The 17,087-nt window shown below is 33.5% G+C and carries 14 protein-coding genes; 3 read left to right on the top strand and 11 right to left on the bottom strand.

Translation table 11 applies throughout. The features are described from left to right. Positions 1-140 precede the first annotated feature (140 nt). Entirely contained in the window at positions 141-695 is a 555-nt protein-coding gene (locus KW502_RS06820) for a toxin-antitoxin system YwqK family antitoxin (RefSeq protein WP_219039788.1), read from the bottom strand. A gap of 180 nt (positions 696-875) precedes the next feature. Here KW502_RS06820 and KW502_RS06815 point away from each other — a divergent pair, with 180 nt between their 5' ends. Then, positions 876-1,406, top strand: coding sequence for a hypothetical protein (locus KW502_RS06815; RefSeq protein ID WP_219039787.1), 531 nt, complete (start codon positions 876-878; stop codon positions 1,404-1,406). A gap of 397 nt (positions 1,407-1,803) precedes the next feature. Here the strand turns inward: KW502_RS06815 and KW502_RS06810 are convergent, their stop codons facing one another. The 6 genes from KW502_RS06810 to KW502_RS06790 all read right to left on the bottom strand — a co-directional run bounded on the left by KW502_RS06810 (position 1,804) and on the right by KW502_RS06790 (position 9,456). Then, complete coding sequence (locus tag KW502_RS06810; protein ID WP_219039786.1) at positions 1,804-2,022, bottom strand: helix-turn-helix domain-containing protein; 219 nt, start codon at positions 2,020-2,022, stop codon at positions 1,804-1,806. A gap of 608 nt (positions 2,023-2,630) precedes the next feature. Then, entirely contained in the window at positions 2,631-4,988 is a 2,358-nt protein-coding gene (locus KW502_RS06805) for a beta-glucosidase family protein (RefSeq protein WP_219039785.1), read from the bottom strand. Positions 4,989-4,995: 7 nt separating this feature from the next. Beyond that, complete coding sequence (locus tag KW502_RS06800) at positions 4,996-5,877, bottom strand: alpha/beta hydrolase (protein ID WP_219039784.1); 882 nt, start codon at positions 5,875-5,877, stop codon at positions 4,996-4,998. A 131-nt stretch (positions 5,878-6,008) separates the two neighbouring features. Further along, entirely contained in the window at positions 6,009-6,140 is a 132-nt protein-coding gene (locus tag KW502_RS15375) for a hypothetical protein (protein WP_255554158.1), read from the bottom strand. Between the two features lie 5 nt (positions 6,141-6,145). Then, a complete protein-coding gene (locus KW502_RS06795) occupies positions 6,146-7,168 on the bottom strand; it encodes a nucleoside hydrolase (RefSeq protein WP_255554156.1) in 1,023 nt (340 codons plus the stop codon). A gap of 11 nt (positions 7,169-7,179) precedes the next feature. Further along, positions 7,180-9,456, bottom strand: a complete 2,277-nt coding sequence (locus tag KW502_RS06790) for a TonB-dependent receptor (protein WP_255554154.1) — start codon at positions 9,454-9,456, stop codon at positions 7,180-7,182. Between the two features lie 533 nt (positions 9,457-9,989). Here KW502_RS06790 and KW502_RS06785 point away from each other — a divergent pair. After that, positions 9,990-10,742: an NUDIX hydrolase gene (locus tag KW502_RS06785; protein ID WP_219039781.1), complete on the top strand. Its 753-nt coding sequence runs from the start codon at positions 9,990-9,992 to the stop codon at positions 10,740-10,742. Between the two features lie 68 nt (positions 10,743-10,810). Here the strand turns inward: KW502_RS06785 and carB are convergent, their stop codons facing one another. Next, positions 10,811-13,663 carry a carbamoyl-phosphate synthase large subunit gene (gene carB / locus KW502_RS06780; protein ID WP_219039780.1) on the bottom strand — a complete coding sequence of 951 codons (2,853 nt, stop codon included), beginning with the start codon at positions 13,661-13,663 and terminating at the stop codon, positions 10,811-10,813. Positions 13,664-13,771: 108 nt separating this feature from the next. Next, a complete protein-coding gene (rpmH, locus tag KW502_RS06775) occupies positions 13,772-13,930 on the bottom strand; it encodes a 50S ribosomal protein L34 (RefSeq protein WP_219039779.1) in 159 nt (52 codons plus the stop codon). 167 nt (positions 13,931-14,097) lie between these two features. On the opposite strand from rpmH, the gene KW502_RS06770 reads away from it, so the two are divergent. Next, positions 14,098-14,613, top strand: coding sequence for a DUF2892 domain-containing protein (locus KW502_RS06770; protein WP_219039778.1), 516 nt, complete (start codon positions 14,098-14,100; stop codon positions 14,611-14,613). A gap of 48 nt (positions 14,614-14,661) precedes the next feature. On the opposite strand, the gene cls is transcribed toward KW502_RS06770, so the two are convergent. Together cls and KW502_RS06760 are read right to left on the bottom strand one after the other, a co-directional pair. After that, a complete protein-coding gene (gene cls / locus KW502_RS06765; RefSeq protein WP_219039777.1) occupies positions 14,662-16,116 on the bottom strand; it encodes a cardiolipin synthase in 1,455 nt (484 codons plus the stop codon). After that, the gene (locus tag KW502_RS06760) at positions 16,116-17,087 is read right to left on the bottom strand and encodes a lytic transglycosylase domain-containing protein (RefSeq protein ID WP_219039776.1); all 972 of its coding nucleotides are present in this window, start codon (positions 17,085-17,087) and stop codon (positions 16,116-16,118) included. The genes cls and KW502_RS06760 overlap by 1 nt, the downstream gene beginning before the upstream one ends.

Below are 17,087 nucleotides of genomic sequence, written 5' to 3'. Positions count from 1 at the left end.
GAAGTAATATTAAAATTAATAAAGATATGAAGTACTAAGATTAAAGAAATGGAGGTTTTAGTACAGGATAAATATGCTCTAAAATTAAAGAAGAAAAGAGTTGCTTTTTACCTCAGTTCTTTGTTGTGCATAGTTGTTTTTTATTCATTTAGGACTACTTTTTCAACTAAAAACCCTTTTTTATCGAAAAATCGAATTTGTTTTAATTCTCCATTTGGATAAAACTCTGTTATATATCCAATAGCCAATCCATTTTTAAAGTTCCCTATCAAGCGTACTTTTCCGTTTTCAAAATAGTCTATAATTTTACCGTTTAATTTGCTTTCACAATTCCTAAATACATAACCATATTTATCGTCAGTCACAATAAATTCTTGTATATCAGATAAGATAATTGTGTGAGAGTTTTCTTTTTTATCAATTATAATAGGAATAATTTCCTTTTCGTAAATTAGATTGTATTTACCTTTTGATTTTAAATTAACTATTCCGTCAAAGTTTGGTTGAAATTTAACTCCATCTTTTTCTAAAAAATAGTTTAAAGTAAATTCACTTTGCGAGTTGCAAGGGTCTTTAAAATAAAGTTTGAATTCAAAATCTTGAGAAAATAATTCAAAACTTGAGAAGAAGAAAAGTAAGATTAATATGCTTAGCTTTATTTTCAATTTGTTAATTCTATTTTGAGGTTTTTCCACAATTATGCACAACGTGATTGTATAACATAAAGTAAGGGGTTTTGTGAGCTTACTTGTCCGCTTTAATCGTTGTGATTTTTATCCGACTACTTTTGGGATTGCCGTTTAGCCCTTATTTTTGTTATACGTTGTTGTGTGTAGGTTTTTATTTTCTATCTTTAAAGTTTAAACTTATTTCCAATGTCTGAATATAGTAAAAATTTATCTTTTGATGAATCCTTGTTAGAATCTGATTTTCATAAAAAGAATCTTGAAATTGGTTCTTTAAATTTAACTGAAATCAATTACCGCACAAATCTTAAAACAGAATTAGAATATAAAGAAGTTGAAGGTGAATATAAATTTTTATCAGTTGTTAGAGAGAACCCACATTTAAATGTTCAAGATGATATTAACTTCTATTTGTATTGGTTTTTAAATTCTGAAGATAATACTTTTCAAGAAACTTTTTCAGACAACATTGAGAATGAGGTTTCGGTTATCAGTTCTGAAATCGAAAGGGTTTTATCATCTCTGCCTAAAAAATCAAATCTTGTACAACCTCTTATTAATAAATCTCAAAGATATATAAACCGCTACTCAGATTTTGCTCCTAAAGGTGTGTATAAAAACCTTGCATCTTCTTCCGAAAGTTCCTTGCAAAGTTCTGTAAATTCAAAAATCCGACCTCTTGAAGTCTTATTAAAGAAACTACAAAACGCATCAAAATAACCGTTCAGTACAATTTTTTGTTTCTTTTCCAACATTTGATAATCAGCAACTTTTATATCAACTGTAAGTGGGACTCCTAGTTTCTGTAACTTATAGAATGATTCACTGAAATTAGATATTAGTTTTGAAATTTCATCAGATACTTCCTTTCCAAACTGTACTTTTACAGAATGTTTTTCTTGTTCCGTCATAAGTTTTTTAACTTACACACAACTGGTTATATCATAACGAATATAACCGTTTTTGGCTAAATACTTCCGGATAAACCAACTTTTTAGGTTGTAATATCAGCATAAAAAACACCTATCATAGAAAATTTTATTTCCGAAAATTAAATCCTTCTTCTTTTTCTAATGGATTTCCATATATAAAGTATTTAAAACAATAGCCTCCTACTCTACTCTTTTGGTAACTCTATACCCTTACAAACGTATGTAAAAAGAAAACCAGGATCTTCGTCTACAGCTAACGAAATTAAATATAACTCTCTAACTATTAACTGAGTACTTGAATTATTCGCCAATTCACTCAAGCGAGTTTTGCTAATTCCTGTTTTACGAGAAACATCTGATCTATTAATAGATTTTTTAGCAAAATAGAGCCCTAGTTCTGTCATCAATTTATCTTCTTTTCAATACATAAACTTAGGCTTTAAGTTAAAGTTTTCTGATTATATGAACTTTTACATATAATTTTATCTAACAATCAATACATCTATTCTGAATTAAAGAACATATTATGATTTTATATGAAATATTATTTTAACTAAACCCCGGCCTATCGAAGATGAGTCGTAAAATTTGAAGTGAAAATACCTTAAAATTTCAGGCTGTAGACGTATATAATAAGTAGTGTATATGTGGTGTAAAAAGTATCACTCCAGTTTCAGTCCACTATATAGTGCTGTATGGTGGTTTACATATGTGAGCACACTGGACTCACTATGCTCGCACTAGGGGGTTGCCTAGACTTTGCTAGTATTCACCTTGGAGTGAGTGGGGGGTAATTGCCAAAAATTATAAAAAATAAGAATACTATTTCTTCACCATTACTCACCGAATAGGAATAAAAGAAGCTTGCAAAAAAAATTAGAAACAATAAAGGTGGCTGTGTAAAAGTAGTTTTAACGTCATAAGTTTGAACACCACTAAGCTAGCTAACTTCAACAAAAAAGCCTTATCAAATTTGATAAGGCTTTTAATTTTTATAAAATTTTTCGAAACATTAATTCTTCAAGGTTTCCATTTCTGCATCAAGATCGAAAGCGTTGTTTACTTTCTCTACAGTAATGTCTTTAGCTAGAGTGAACTCTTTGTTCAATTTAATGTCTAAAGAAGAAGCTCCAACTTTTAAGTTGTAAGTTCCTTTTTCAGCGATCCAAGCACTTTTACTATCTACGAAAGAAGCTAAATCTTTTGCTTTAATCGTAAACTTCAACTTCTGAGATTTACCTGGTTTTAAAAGTTTAGTTTTTCCGAAAGCACGTAATTCTTCAGCAGGTTTATCTACCATTTTTGCTGGAGCAGAAAGGTAAACCTGAACTACTTCTTTACCCGCTACTTTACCGGTATTTTTCACTTTTACAGAAACTTCAAGTTCATCTTCAAAGTTAGTTTCGCTTAATTTTAAGTCTGAATATTCAAAAGTGGTATACGATTTACCAAAACCAAACTCGTAAGATGGTTTTACATTAAATGTATTAAAATAACGGTAACCTACGTAGATTCCTTCTTCGTAAAATACTTCTTTAGGATCGTTTGCAGGAACGCCTGGAAAGTTAGCCGCAGTTGGCTCGTTGTTATAATCCATAGGGAAAGTCATTGTTAATTTTCCTGAAGGATTTTTAGCACCTGAGAATACATCGGCAACAGAATTTCCTCCTTCTTGTCCGGCTTGCCAAGCTAGTAAAACAGCATCTACTTTATCTTTCCAGCTAGCAGTTTCAATAACTCCACCAATGTTTAAAATTACGATCACTTTTTTTCCTTCGGCGTGAAAAGCATCACTTACCGTATTGATCATTTTTATTTCATCTTGACCTAAATAGAAATCGTTATTGATTTTTCTATCGTGTTGTTCACCGGCATTTCTACCAATAGTAATCACCGCAACTTCAGAAGATTTTGCCTTATTCACTACCATCTCTTTTGCTAACGGCATCTCTGGGATACGTTGTACAGATGCTAATAAACCACCTTCTTCTTGACGACGCTTCATTTCTTTTGCTGTAGCTTCTTTTACAAAAGGAACGTAAGCTTCTTGAAGATCGCTATCGATCGTATAACCTGCATTGGTTAAACCTTCTATTAAAGAAACAGTATAGGCTTCGTTAACATCTCCACTACCTGTACCACCGGCGATAAAATCGTAAGAGGTATCTCCAAAAACAGCAACTGTCCCTTTTTTATTCGTGTAAGGCAATGCGTTTTCATTGTTTTTCAACAATATCATTCCTTCAGTCGCAGCATTACGCGTTACTTCTGCGTGTGCTTTTAAATCTGGATCATCACTATACTTATAGTCTGCAACCGTAGGAGTTTTTAAAATATAGTTTAAGATATTACGCAAGTTTCTATCAATAGCTGCTTCATCTACTTTACCTTCTTTAATCGCTTTGATTAAAGCGCCTTTTTGGTTTTGAGTACCCGGCATTAATAAATCGTTACCAGCTTCCATCTGAGCAACAACATCACTAACGCTTCCTTCTGCTATGATCGAACCAAAACCTGGATAACCACCAAACCAATCGGTCATTACCAAGCCTTTGTAACCCCACTCATCTCTTAAAACTTTGATTAATAAATCTTCATTAGCTGAAGCATATACTCCATTAATTTTGTTATACGCCGTCATCACTGTCCAAGGCTGTGCTTCTTTGATAGCAATTTCGAAACCACGCAAGTAGATTTCACGCATCGCACGCTCGGTAATATGTGCATTAACTGACAAACGATTGGTTTCTTGATTGTTTGCTGCAAAATGCTTAATAGAAGTACCTACATCGTGAGATTGAATTCCTTTTACGTAAGCTGAAGCAATTTTACCAGCCACTAAAGGATCTTCAGAATAATACTCGAAGTTTCTTCCGTTCAGCGGATTTCTATGAATATTTAATGCAGGTGCTAATAATACATCTACCCCATATTCTTTTACCTCTTCGCCCATCGCTTGACCAACTTCTTCAATCAGCTCGGTGTTCCAAGAAGAAGCCAAGGCAGTACCTACAGGAAATGCAGTAGCATAATAGGTATTCGGGTTATTTTCTCTTTTTGGCTGAATTCGTAGTCCGGCAGGACCATCCGCAAAAACGGTTTTAGGTATTCCTAAACGGTTTACTTCTTCGTTTCCTCCGGCTTGCCCTAACACACGTACGTCTGGCTCACCTTCTAAAGGTACTAAACCTGCATAACCAGGCATCCCAGGACCTACTAATAAATCTACTTTTTCTTCTACAGTCATTGCTTGTATCACTTCGTCTACAGAAGCTTTCCCTAACTGTGGCGCTTTTTGAGCGGTTGTTAGTTGAATACTTCCAAGTGCGACAACAGCAAAGACTCCTAATTTCCTAAAATTCTTTTTCATTACTTATTTATTTAAGGTATTTATATTGAATTAACCAGTCTTCAAAACGCTTGTACCAAGAGTCGACTGGTAAATTTTGAGTTTTCATTCCAAAACCGTGTCCGCCTTTTGCATACATATGTAGCTCTACCGGATAACCCGTTTTTAGCCATTTACTGTATAAAGCAACACTTTTGGGTGCTAATTTTAATTGATCGTCACTTGCAGCAGCGATAAATAATGGAATTTCTGGAACCGCTTTAGCCATGAGCTCATCGCTAGGTCCGCCATAAAGTGAAGCTGCAAAATTGGGTAAAGTTGCAGAATTTGCTTCACCTAAAACTGTTCTAAGAATAACCGTAGCTCCAGCAGAAAAACCAATGACACCAACTTTTTGAGCATCTATTGAAAATTCTGAAGCGTGACTACGTAGGTAATGAATAGCAGTTTTACAATCTTCACCCGCTAGTTTCTGTACGGCATTAGATCGTTTATAATGCGCATCGCGATCTTTTAATCCCTCCATAAGTTCTTTTGCAGGGGTATCGGTTTTAGAGTGAATCAATCTGTATTTTAATACAAAAGCAGTTACACCTTTTGAAGCCAATTCTTTAGCCACTTCAATTCCTTCTCGGTTAATTGATAAAGTCTGAAAACCACCACCCGGAGCAATAATTATTGAGGTTCCATTAGGGTTTTCGGGTTTAAAAACTAATAATTCTGGGTCGGTTACATTATAAACCACTTCAGTTTGAAATAAATCTGAATATTTTTGAGCCTCTTTCCAATTCCAATCTTCAGAACCTGGAGCTTTTCCATCGTAAAGTTTTACAACTTGATCCTGTGCTGAAAGTTGAAAAGCAGCCATTAATAATAGCAAGGAGCTTATTATTCTAATTTTCGTTTTCATTTTTTTATATTTTGAAATTCTTTCATCTTTAATTACACCATTCCAGTCTAAACCATACCCAAAATCGTAGGTATTCCCTTAAGAATCTTAATACGGAATCATATCGTAGGGCCTGATTTCTTTCAGGATTCTCACCCTGAATTTTTTGTATAGCCTATAATGGCACCCGATTTACTGGTTACTGTTTTTATAGCCAGTGCTTGGGTTGTAAGTGCAAAACTCATGGCTATGGCTGAAATTATAATTGATGTATACGTGATCATAATTTTTAATTTTGTTGAAATAATTGAAGCTTTCCATAAAAATCTTCAAACATTAAGCGGTTGTCTAAATGATGATAAACACGAATATTTCTACCAGAATGATTCACTTCATAAACCCCTTCATCATTTATTAAAGGTGCTTGTTTTATCTCGTAAAAACTAGAAGAAGGATCTGCTTCAAAAGAAGACTGAAGGGCGGTTAGCAACACTAAAGGATTATCTCCCATAATATAAGTTTCACCCATGTAAATTTCGTATTCATTAGTCATTTTGATTATAGCTTCTATTTTCTCTACTAAATAAGCCCCTATCTTTCCTGCGGGTTGCACGCGTGTTTTTAATTCTGCATACGACATTAGGGTCTCACGATATGCATTTCTGGGTACTTGCCATAGGGGAATAGTAGAGGAATTAAAAATAACCTGAGCGGCTTTAATATCGATACCCGTATTGTATTCTAACGTGGTGTATCCTGGTGGTGGCGTTGCCATATCTGAATATTCAGTACCACCAATCCAGATTAAAATTATTTTTTCTGCAATTTTTGGTTCTAATAAATAGGCACTTGCTATTTCAGATAAACCACCACCACAAATTAGGTATAAAGGTGAGTTCACGTCTGTACGCATCGCTTCCTTTACAATAGCTTTCGCTGCAGCAGATTCATTGGGTGTTGATATATTTTTTAATCCTGAATTACTTCCTTGATAAACCGGAAACTTATCATCTAAATTTAATAAATCAATAACTTCATTTATATTTTCTACAGCGTGTGTTGCTGTTTGATCTGAAGAATCGAAACCATCACCAGGCTTAAGGTGGGAACCAATAATACCTTTAATTTCTATAGAAGGTGACAGTAGATGATGTACTAATTGAAATAATCCATCTGGATCACCCGCATAATCATTATCGATCATCACCCGCATTCTAGGCCTTATTTCTTTATGCCAAGAATTCCAAGAATTCTCTTGAGCAATCCCTATAAATGGGATTGCTAAGAGAATACCTAACATATATTTTTTCATCTTAAAATACATTAAAAATTAAAGTTTACTGAAAGCTGTGCGGTAAATGGTCTGATGTAAGAACCAGTTAACAATCTTCCATAATAAGGTTCTGGATCTTCGATTAACTCAGCTCCGTTAATCGTTCCTTTAGCTCCTACTTGGTTTAAGAAGTTAATTAGCGTTACCCCAAAATTTAAGTGGTCATTGTATTTATAATTTACTCCACCAAAATTTTCCCAACGCGGTGCAAAAGTTAAAGCGTTATTGATGTTAGCATATTGCTCACTAAAGTATCTAAAACTTGCCCAAACTCTCCAGTCTTTATAAGTATAACTAGGATCTAGTTCTACTAGAACTTTAGATATTTCTAATACTGTTTTATCACTAAAATCATAGTCGTTACCAAAAGCAGAAAAATTAAAATCTTTATACTTTGGATCTTGCAGCGTTACCAAACCGTGCATACTAAAACCTTTAAATGGAGTAAGTACAACATCTGTTGTCCACCCTAATGTTTCAATATCGTAATAAGTGGTTGTTTGTTGCTGCTCAGTATCATCCTGCGGGTTTACTAAATTGAAACGCTTTAGATAATTATTTTTTGTTAAATAAGTAACTTGAGAAACTAAGCTTAACCAATCATTATTATAAAATACTCCAAAAGCACCTAACGGACTTTTACTTGTTGTTGTATTTGGAATTGCTGCTGCAGAATAACTCTCTAATCTACCGTTTTCTTCTGTATATTGGAAATTAGCTAATAATCCGAATTTATTTGTCAAATTATAGGTAGCATTAAATTTACCTGCTATATGAAACCAATCTTTATTGATAGGCTCAATTGCGGCATCCTGAATGGTAAAATCTGCTCCTCTAGGAGTGAGTGAATATTCACCATCTAGGTGTTGATGTCTTAAAAATAAACCATAGCTTAAATTTAAACGATCGTTTACCTGCCAATTGTCACTACCGTAAACAGATAGTTTGTTTTCTTTACCGCTGTGAAATTCTGAACCTCCATTATAACCATAGAATCCATATTGATCTGTAGCCGGACTTATTAAACGCTGTGGTTGATTTTCTACTGTTTGAAAGAAAACAGATCTATTAGACACATAGTTATCTATATGATAATACTGTTCTAGAATTCCAAAAGTTAAATCGTGATCATCGACTTTCTTATTTATAGAAAATCTTCCCATGATAGAGGTCGTTGGGATTTCAGGTGAATTCATTCCTAACTGAGTTCCTACTGAACCTGTATAGGCTTCTCCAGTATTAGCAATAGTATAATTATCTGATGCATCAGCTTCAAGAATACTAATAGGTATACTATATAACAATGATGCTTTAGCTAAGTGTAAGCGCGTAGAATATTTAAAATTCCACCCATTGTCCATTTTATAATTACCAAATATATCTAAGTTATGAGAAATATTGGTATTGGCATCACCGTCTAATTCTCCCCAATAGTAATTACCACCATCTACATCTTTAAAGCGAATTCTACCATCTCGCACCATATAAGAATCACGTCCAATTCTAAAATTGTCTGTTTCTTTCGCTTCACCATCTGGGCCATATTCAAAAACAGCATAGTTCTGAGTAACATAAGAATCTGCATATTTATAAGAAATATTAAAATCCCCTTTACCGTCTTTAAATCGCTTGGTTAATCCTGCTCTAAAAATCTTGGTTTGATCGGCATAATTGTTATAGCCTAAATCGTAAGTACTCGGATCAAAATTGACAAATGCTCCAGCGGTGTACGACCATCCACTGTCAGAAATTGGTCCAGATACATTTACATCTCCTTGCAACCATCCAAAATGACTCCCAGACAACTTTCCTTTTAATTGAAATTCTTCCGTACCAGTTTGGGTGTATGAATTTACAGCAAAACCTAAGTCTCCCATCGTACTTGCCAATTCATCCATTTTAAGCAAACCTGTTTTTTGAAGACTTAAACTTTGTCTCCAGGTTTTGTTAGGTAATTCTGGCCAGAAAAAATAAACTACTGGTAAATCGTTTTCGAGAATTGTTATCCCTCCTACATTTCCTGGCAATCCTATATTTACATCTCTAGGTCCCGAGTTACTAGATGCATTAAGCATCACATTCCTGTCGCTTCCGTTTTTCTTACCTTCCGCTTCTTTATCCCCTTTTAACTCTTGTTGTAAGGCGATAGAATCTTGTACAGTTAATTTTTTGCCTTTATCTTCTTGTGCAAAAATCGATTGCGAGGCAAATAAAGAAACCCCTGCAAAGAGTAACCCTAGACTTCTTTTTGTAAAATTCTTATTCATATAATGCTTCATTTTGAAACTTTTAAAAATTGATTAAAAAATTTCCCGTTTTGACTTGAAATCAAAACAGGAAAAAATCTTTGATTTTATAAAATCACCATCGGTGACTGACAGATAGCATTTAACATTCAGTTTCTAAACGCTAATCGTATTCTTAATTTTATGAACTATTAAAAGGTATAGTCTTCTATAGCTAAATATTCTTCTTTTATTTCTACTAGTAAAAAACCAAAAAAATATAGGCTAAAGCTAATTTCCAATCATAGTTACATCGTTTTCGTAAAGAATCTATTGTTTCTTTATACAGCAATATTAACATTTTTTTTGTAAGTTTCAAAATGAAGCATAGAAAATTTTTAAAATCGTATGCTAAAAATTAAGAATTTAGTAACGTATTGAATGTAAAAACAGAATAATCAATTATTTAACATGCTCCCCAACCTTTTTTAAAGGTTACTTTATTTAAAGATTATTGTTTAAAAGTATTGATTATACTAAATCTGAAATGTATTTTTGAAAATTAAATAAAAGCTATGACAGATAAACTTTATAATTTATTAATAAAAGGCTCTCCAATTTTAAAAAAAGAATTTTTACCAAGTATCTCTATAGACTGTGTGGTATTTGGTTTTCATGACGCTACGCTTAAAGTACTTTTAATAAAATTGCTTGATGCTACAGCTTGGGGGTTACCTGGTGGGTATTTAAAAAAAGAGGAAGATCTAGCACAAGGCGCCAACCGAATTCTAAAAGAAAGAACTGGAGCTAATAATATTTTTTTAAACCAATTTAAAACCTATGGCAAAAAAAATAGGAGTGAAGACTTTTTTATAGATTGCCCTGATGATCTTTGGCATAAACAGCGTTATATTTCTATTGCGCACTATGCGTTAATTGATTATGAAACCGTCACCCCAGTTATCGACGAAGTTTCTGATGCCTGTGAATGGAAAAAAATTGATGAATTACCCGAATTAATGATGGATCATCAAGAAATTTTTAACGAAGCTCTCCTTCAACTTCGAAGAGATTTAAACTATAAACCCGTAGGCCTTAATTTACTTCCTGAAAAATTCACCATGCCAGAATTACAGAAACTCTACGAGATTATTTTAGATAAAAAATTAAACCGCGGTAACTTTTACAGAAAAATGACGCGCTACCAAATTTTAGAAAAACTAGATGAAACCCGAAAAGGAGGTGCGCACAAAGCTCCCGATCTTTATAAATTTAATCTTGAAAACTACAACTCTGCTTTAGAAAATGGGTTACAAGAAAGCTGGTAAATCTTTCTATATACCATAAAAAAAGGAGTTCATTTAGAACTCCTTTTTTAGTACACTATAGATAACTTTTATTTTGTTAAATACATTTTACGCCTTGCATATAAATCGTAAAAATTATCGTCTTTTAAGTCTTTAATAAACAAGATACTTTCTCCCGTACTTTTCATCTCTGGCCCTAATTGTTTATTCACTTTAGGGAATTTATTAAAAGAAAATACTGGTTGCTTAATCGCATAACCTTCTAACTTCGGATTAAATGTAAAATCTTTTACTTTTTTATCACCTAGCATTACTTTAGTAGCATAATTTACATAAGGCTCTCCATAAGCTTTCGCGATAAAAGGAACCGTTCTTGATGCTCTTGGGTTGGCTTCAATTATAAACACTTTATCGTCTTTTACTGCAAATTGAATATTAATTAAACCAACGGTATCTAAGGCTAAAGCAATTTTACGCGTATGGTCTTTTATTTGCTGAAGTACCAAATCTCCCAAGGTAAAAGGAGGAAGCAAAGCATTGGAATCTCCCGAGTGAATACCGCAAGGCTCAATATGCTCCATAATCCCAATAATATAAACATCTTCTCCATCACAAATAGCATCTGCTTCGGCCTCGATGGCACCATCTAAATAATGATCTAGCAGCAATTTATTGTTCGGTATTTTTCTTAATAAATCTACCACAGTAGATTCTAATTCTTTTTTATTGATAACAATTTTCATTCCTTGCCCCCCTAATACATAAGAAGGACGTACCAAGATTGGGAAATCTAATTCATCTGCTAACGCCAAAGCTTCATCGGCAGTTTCTGCTACCCCAAACTCAGGATAAGGAATATTGTTTTCTTGTAATAATTGAGAAAAGCTACCACGATCTTCAGCTAAATCTAAAGCTTTGTAGCTGGTTCCCATAATTTTAATACCGTAACGTTCTAATTTTTCAGCTAACTTAAGAGCGGTTTGCCCTCCAAGCTGAACGATTACCCCTTCTGGCTTCTCATGCTTGATAATATCATAGATATGCTCCCAAAAAACAGGTTCAAAATAAAGCTTATCGGCTACATCAAAATCGGTAGAAACTGTTTCTGGATTACAGTTAATCATAATGGTTTCATAACCAGCTTCAGAAGCAGCTAAAACACCATGAACACAACAATAATCAAACTCGATTCCTTGACCAATTCGGTTAGGACCAGAGCCTAATACTACTATTTTTTTACGGTCTGATACTATACTTTCGTTCTCTACATATTTAGTTCCGTCGGCTCTTTCTACTTCACTTTCAAACGTAGAATAATAGTATGGTGTTTGCGCTTCAAATTCTGCAGCACAAGTATCTACTAATTTATAAACGCGATTAATACTTAAATCTTCACGTTTTTTATGAACCTCACTCTCTAAACAACCCAACATAAAGGCTATTTGACGATCACCGTAACCTTTTTGCTTTGCTTCTAGCAAAATTTCTTTGTTGATCGTATCTATTTTATAAGTAGAGATTTCTTTTTCTAAATAATAAAGTTCTTCATATTGCTTTAAGAACCACATATCGATTTTAGTGATCTCGTGAATTCTACTTAATGGAATTCCTAATTGAATCGCATCGTAAATTACAAAAACACGATCCCAACTCGCATGCGTCAATTTATCGATAATAACATCGTAATCTTTATAACCTTTCCCATCGGCTCCTAAACCGTTTCTCTTAATCTCTAAAGATTGTGTAGCCTTATGCAATGCTTCTTGAAAAGAACGGCCAATACCCATCACCTCGCCTACAGCTTTCATTTGCAAACCTAAAGTTCTATCTGAACCTTCAAACTTATCAAAATTCCAACGAGGTATTTTTACGATTACATAATCTAATGTAGGTTCAAATAATGCGGAAGTAGTTTTCGTAATTTGGTTATCTAATTCATCTAAGGTATAGCCTAGGGCTAATTTTGAAGCAATTTTAGCAATTGGATATCCTGTTGCTTTTGATGCTAATGCTGAAGAACGTGATACCCGCGGATTAATTTCTATAGCGATAATATCTTCTTTATCGTCTGGACTCACCGCAAACTGTACGTTACAACCTCCGGAGAAATCACCGATACTACGCATCATTTTGATGGCCATATCACGCATCTTCTGGAATGTAGTATCACTCAACGTCATTGCTGGAGCTACCGTGATCGAATCTCCCGTGTGAATCCCCATGGGATCCATATTTTCGATGGTACAAATAATAACGACGTTATCATTTTTATCACGAAGCAATTCTAACTCATATTCTTTCCATCCCATCATCGCCTTATCAATCATCACTTCATGAATAGGCGAAATCTCAAGACCTCTCGTTAACATCTCATCGAAGTCTTCTTCCTTATAAACGATTCCTGCTCCTGCTCCACCTAAGGTATAAGAAGCTCTAATCACTAATGGGAAACCAAAATCTTGTGCAATTTCTTTTCCTCTTAAAAAAGAGGTCGCGGTAGCTTGTGGTGCCATAGGGACACCTATCTCTTCCATTAATTCTCTAAACTTCTCTCTATCTTCGGTAATATTGATAGCATTGATATCTACCCCAATAAGCTTGACCTTAAAATCTTCCCAAATTCCCTTTTCATCTGCCTCAATACAAAGATTTAATGCGGTTTGCCCTCCCATGGTAGGTAAAACAGCATCGATCTGCGGATGCTCTTTTAAAATTTCGATTATTGATTTTGTAGTCAGTGGCTTTAAATACACATGATCTGCCATTGACGGATCTGTCATGATCGTTGCTGGATTAGAATTGATAAGAATCGTTTCTATCCCGTCTTCTCGCAAAGAACGTAGCGCTTGTGTTCCAGAATAATCAAATTCACAAGCTTGACCAATAACAATGGGTCCTGATCCAATAATTAAAATACTTTTGAGGTCTTTATTTTTAGGCATCTGAAAAAATATATTAGGTTGGGTTACAAAGTTAAGATACGAATAGGTATAAAAAAAGGCGTTACGATAAGTAACACCTTAATATTTAAAAATCACTAACAAATCATATTAGTGTTTATGTCTGTTTTCTGTAGATACAGAAAGCTTCTTTCTTCCTTTTGCTCTTCTACGTGCAAGCACTTTTCTACCGTTCACGCTACTCATGCGCTCTCTAAATCCGTGCTTATTTTTTCTTTTTCTCTTCGAGGGTTGAAACGTTCTTTTCATCTTAAAATATCTTTAAATCGTCTTTTAGTATCTTAGTTGTTTTTATAAAGAGGGTCTCTTTTTTAAAACTGCGTGCAAATATACAATATCTTTTAACTCTTCCAAATGGATTTTTAAATAATTTTCTAATTGTTTTTTTTACCTTTGCGGCTCTAAAAATACGACTCATGTTTAATAAGAATATAAAATTAGTTTTAGCTGCAGCAACAATTGCTTACGCAATTTATCAATTTATAGAAAATAATATAGGTAATGGTATTTTACTTATTCTTTTAGCCGCCGTTTTTATCTTTTTATACTTTAAAAATGAAATTATCTTACTTGCTTTTTTAAGACTAAGAAAACAAGATTTTCCTGGAGCTAAAAAATGGTTAGATAAAATTTCAAATCCTGAGTCTGCATTAGTTCAAAAACAACAGGGTTATTATTACTACCTTCACGGATTAATGGTTTCTCAAACCAATATTAGTCAAGCTGAAAAATATTTTAAAAAAGCCATTAAATTAGGATTGTCTATGAGTCAAGATTTAGCAATGGCTAAAATAAACTTGGCAGGAATTGCAATGACTAAAAGAAGAAAACGTGAGGCCCAACTTTTACTAAAGGAAGCGAAATCACTCGATAAGCACGGAATGCTAAACGATCAAATTAGAATGATGAAACAACAAATGAAAAAGATATAATATCTTTTTCATTTGTTAAGATAGGAGTAAATTAGTAAGTGTACTTTTTTACAATAGAGGCGCCCAAAGCCTACTAAAAGATTCTTTTACTTTTTCTTGAAATGACCTTTGTTTCCATTCTTCTATAGCGACTTGATTACAATGCTTAGTATCGTCTTCAAAAATGTGAAGCATTTCAGCACTAACTTCTTTGTTATAGATGAGAGCCGTAATTTCAAAATTAATCTCGAAACTTCTATAATCCATATTAGAAGTCCCTATGGTAGAAAGTAAACCGTCTACCACCATCGTTTTAGCATGCACCATACCTTTACAATAATGATAAACTTTAATACCCGATTCTAATAAATCTAAAATATAAGAATTGGTAGCATATTTAGCTGCCCAAGAATCTCCTTCTTTCGGGATTAGTATTTCAATATCTACCCCTCTTCTACTTGCGGTTTTTAATGCGGTAAGCATTTGATCGTTAGGGATAAAATAAGGAGTAGTTATTCTTATAAAATCTTTAGCACCATTGATGGCTGTAAATAATGCCTCCATAATATGAGGGTAGTCTGAATCTGGACCACTAGCGGCAATTTGCACAGGAATTTCTCCGCATTCTTCTACTTCAGGAAAATAATGATCTGTAATTTCAATTTCTTGCTCAGAGACAAAATTCCAATTTAATAAGAAATGAGATTGAATAGATTTTACCACATTTCCCTTTAATCGGGTATGCGTGTCTCGCCAATAGCCGGTATTATTTGGGTTTACATATTCATCGGAAACATTTACGCCACCCACATAACCTATAATACCATCAATCACTACAATTTTACGATGGTTTCTATAGTTTAACTTTCTTGTTAAATTAGGAAACCAAACCGGCATAAAAGGAAAAATCTCTATGCCAGCTTGTTTCATTTTTTTTATCGATTTATTAGAAATAGCACTTGCTACATAATCATAATTTACCCTTACGACAATTCCTTCTTTTGCTCTTTTGATAAGCGCTTCTATAAATTGAGAGCCAATTTTATCATCATTAAACATATAGTATTCAACATGAATATGATTTTTAGCTTCTTTTATATCTTTAAAAAGCGCCTCAAATTTCTTTTCTCCATTAATCAGTATTTGAACATCGTTACCAAACACCAAGGGTTTTTTTTGATTATTTTGAAGAAGCTTAACTATGTTCACTTTATTGCCTAAAAAGTCTGTTTCATAATTTTCTAAGCGATTGTCATTTAAAATTAGCTTCTTCTCCCACTTTTTAACCGTTTCATTGTTAAAAACCTTTTTTCGTTTAAACATTTTATCTTTTCGATATTCTTGACCCAAAAAATAATAAATTAATAAGCCTAAAAAAGGTAAAACCACCAATGCCAAAATATAAGACACAGTGGTTATAGGGTTTCTATTATTAAGAATTATAAAAAATGCAGTACCAATAGCAATGATATAATTAATAATAATTAAGGTAAAAAAAATATTATTCTGAACGTATTCTAACATTATGGCTGATAAGTATAAGTTCCTTTTAACGGAATTTCAATTTCGTACAACTTACGAGATTTATTGTTCAGATGTGCTTCTCTTAACCAAGGATTATGAATTTTTAAAATTTTATAATTAATTCCTAATTTTTTAGCGAAGCCAGCAAAGTCTGTCACAGCAGTATCTACCTCTACTTTTTTTGTTGCGATGGGTTTATAGAGATGCTTCTCTTCAAAATTAAATCCGTAATGTTCTGGATTACTTAAAATTTCTTTTAAAGCTAAAATTCTAAATACGTACCTTCCTGTTTCTTCACCTAATAAAAGATCGTAATATTCATTCACAGATTGACGATCTTGTTGCTTAGAAATACCATAATTACCCGCATTATAAGCTGCAGCAGCTAGCGTCCAACTCCCAAAACGCGCTTTAGATTCTTTTAGATATTCGCAAGCAGCTTGCGTTGCTTTTTCTATATGATAACGTTCATCTACATTATCATTCACCTCTAATCCATGTTCTTGCGCCGTAGCACTCATAAGCTGCCAAAAACCTGTAGCCCCAGCAGGAGATACGATTTGTGTTAACCCACTTTCAGCAATGGCTAAGTATTTAAAATCATCAGGAATACCATTTTTCTTTAAAATAGGTTCTATGATAGGGAAATATTTATGCGCACGCTTGATGAGTAACAACCCGTTAGATTGCCAATATGTATTCACTAACAATTCTCGATCCATACGTTCATAAATATCTGGATCTTCTACAGGAACAGATTCTCCTGCAAAATTTAAGTTTTCAGGCATAGATAAAGCATAAACATTATAATCTTTTACTGCTTTATTGTTTACTGGTGTAGTGGCATTAATTTGTTGATGAGCCTTTACAACTGTATCTTGGTTTTGGGTAATAGAACTTACCGCTTGTATTCCTAGACCAGCAATAGCAATTACGCCAATAATCATTAATCCTGTTTTAACGTTCTTCAT

The organism is Mesonia aestuariivivens (assembly GCF_019311235.1).
GTDB lineage: Bacteria > Bacteroidota > Bacteroidia > Flavobacteriales > Flavobacteriaceae > Mesonia > Mesonia aestuariivivens.
Note: the sequence above shows the minus strand (reverse complement) of the source record. Positions and strands in the feature narration are given on the sequence as shown.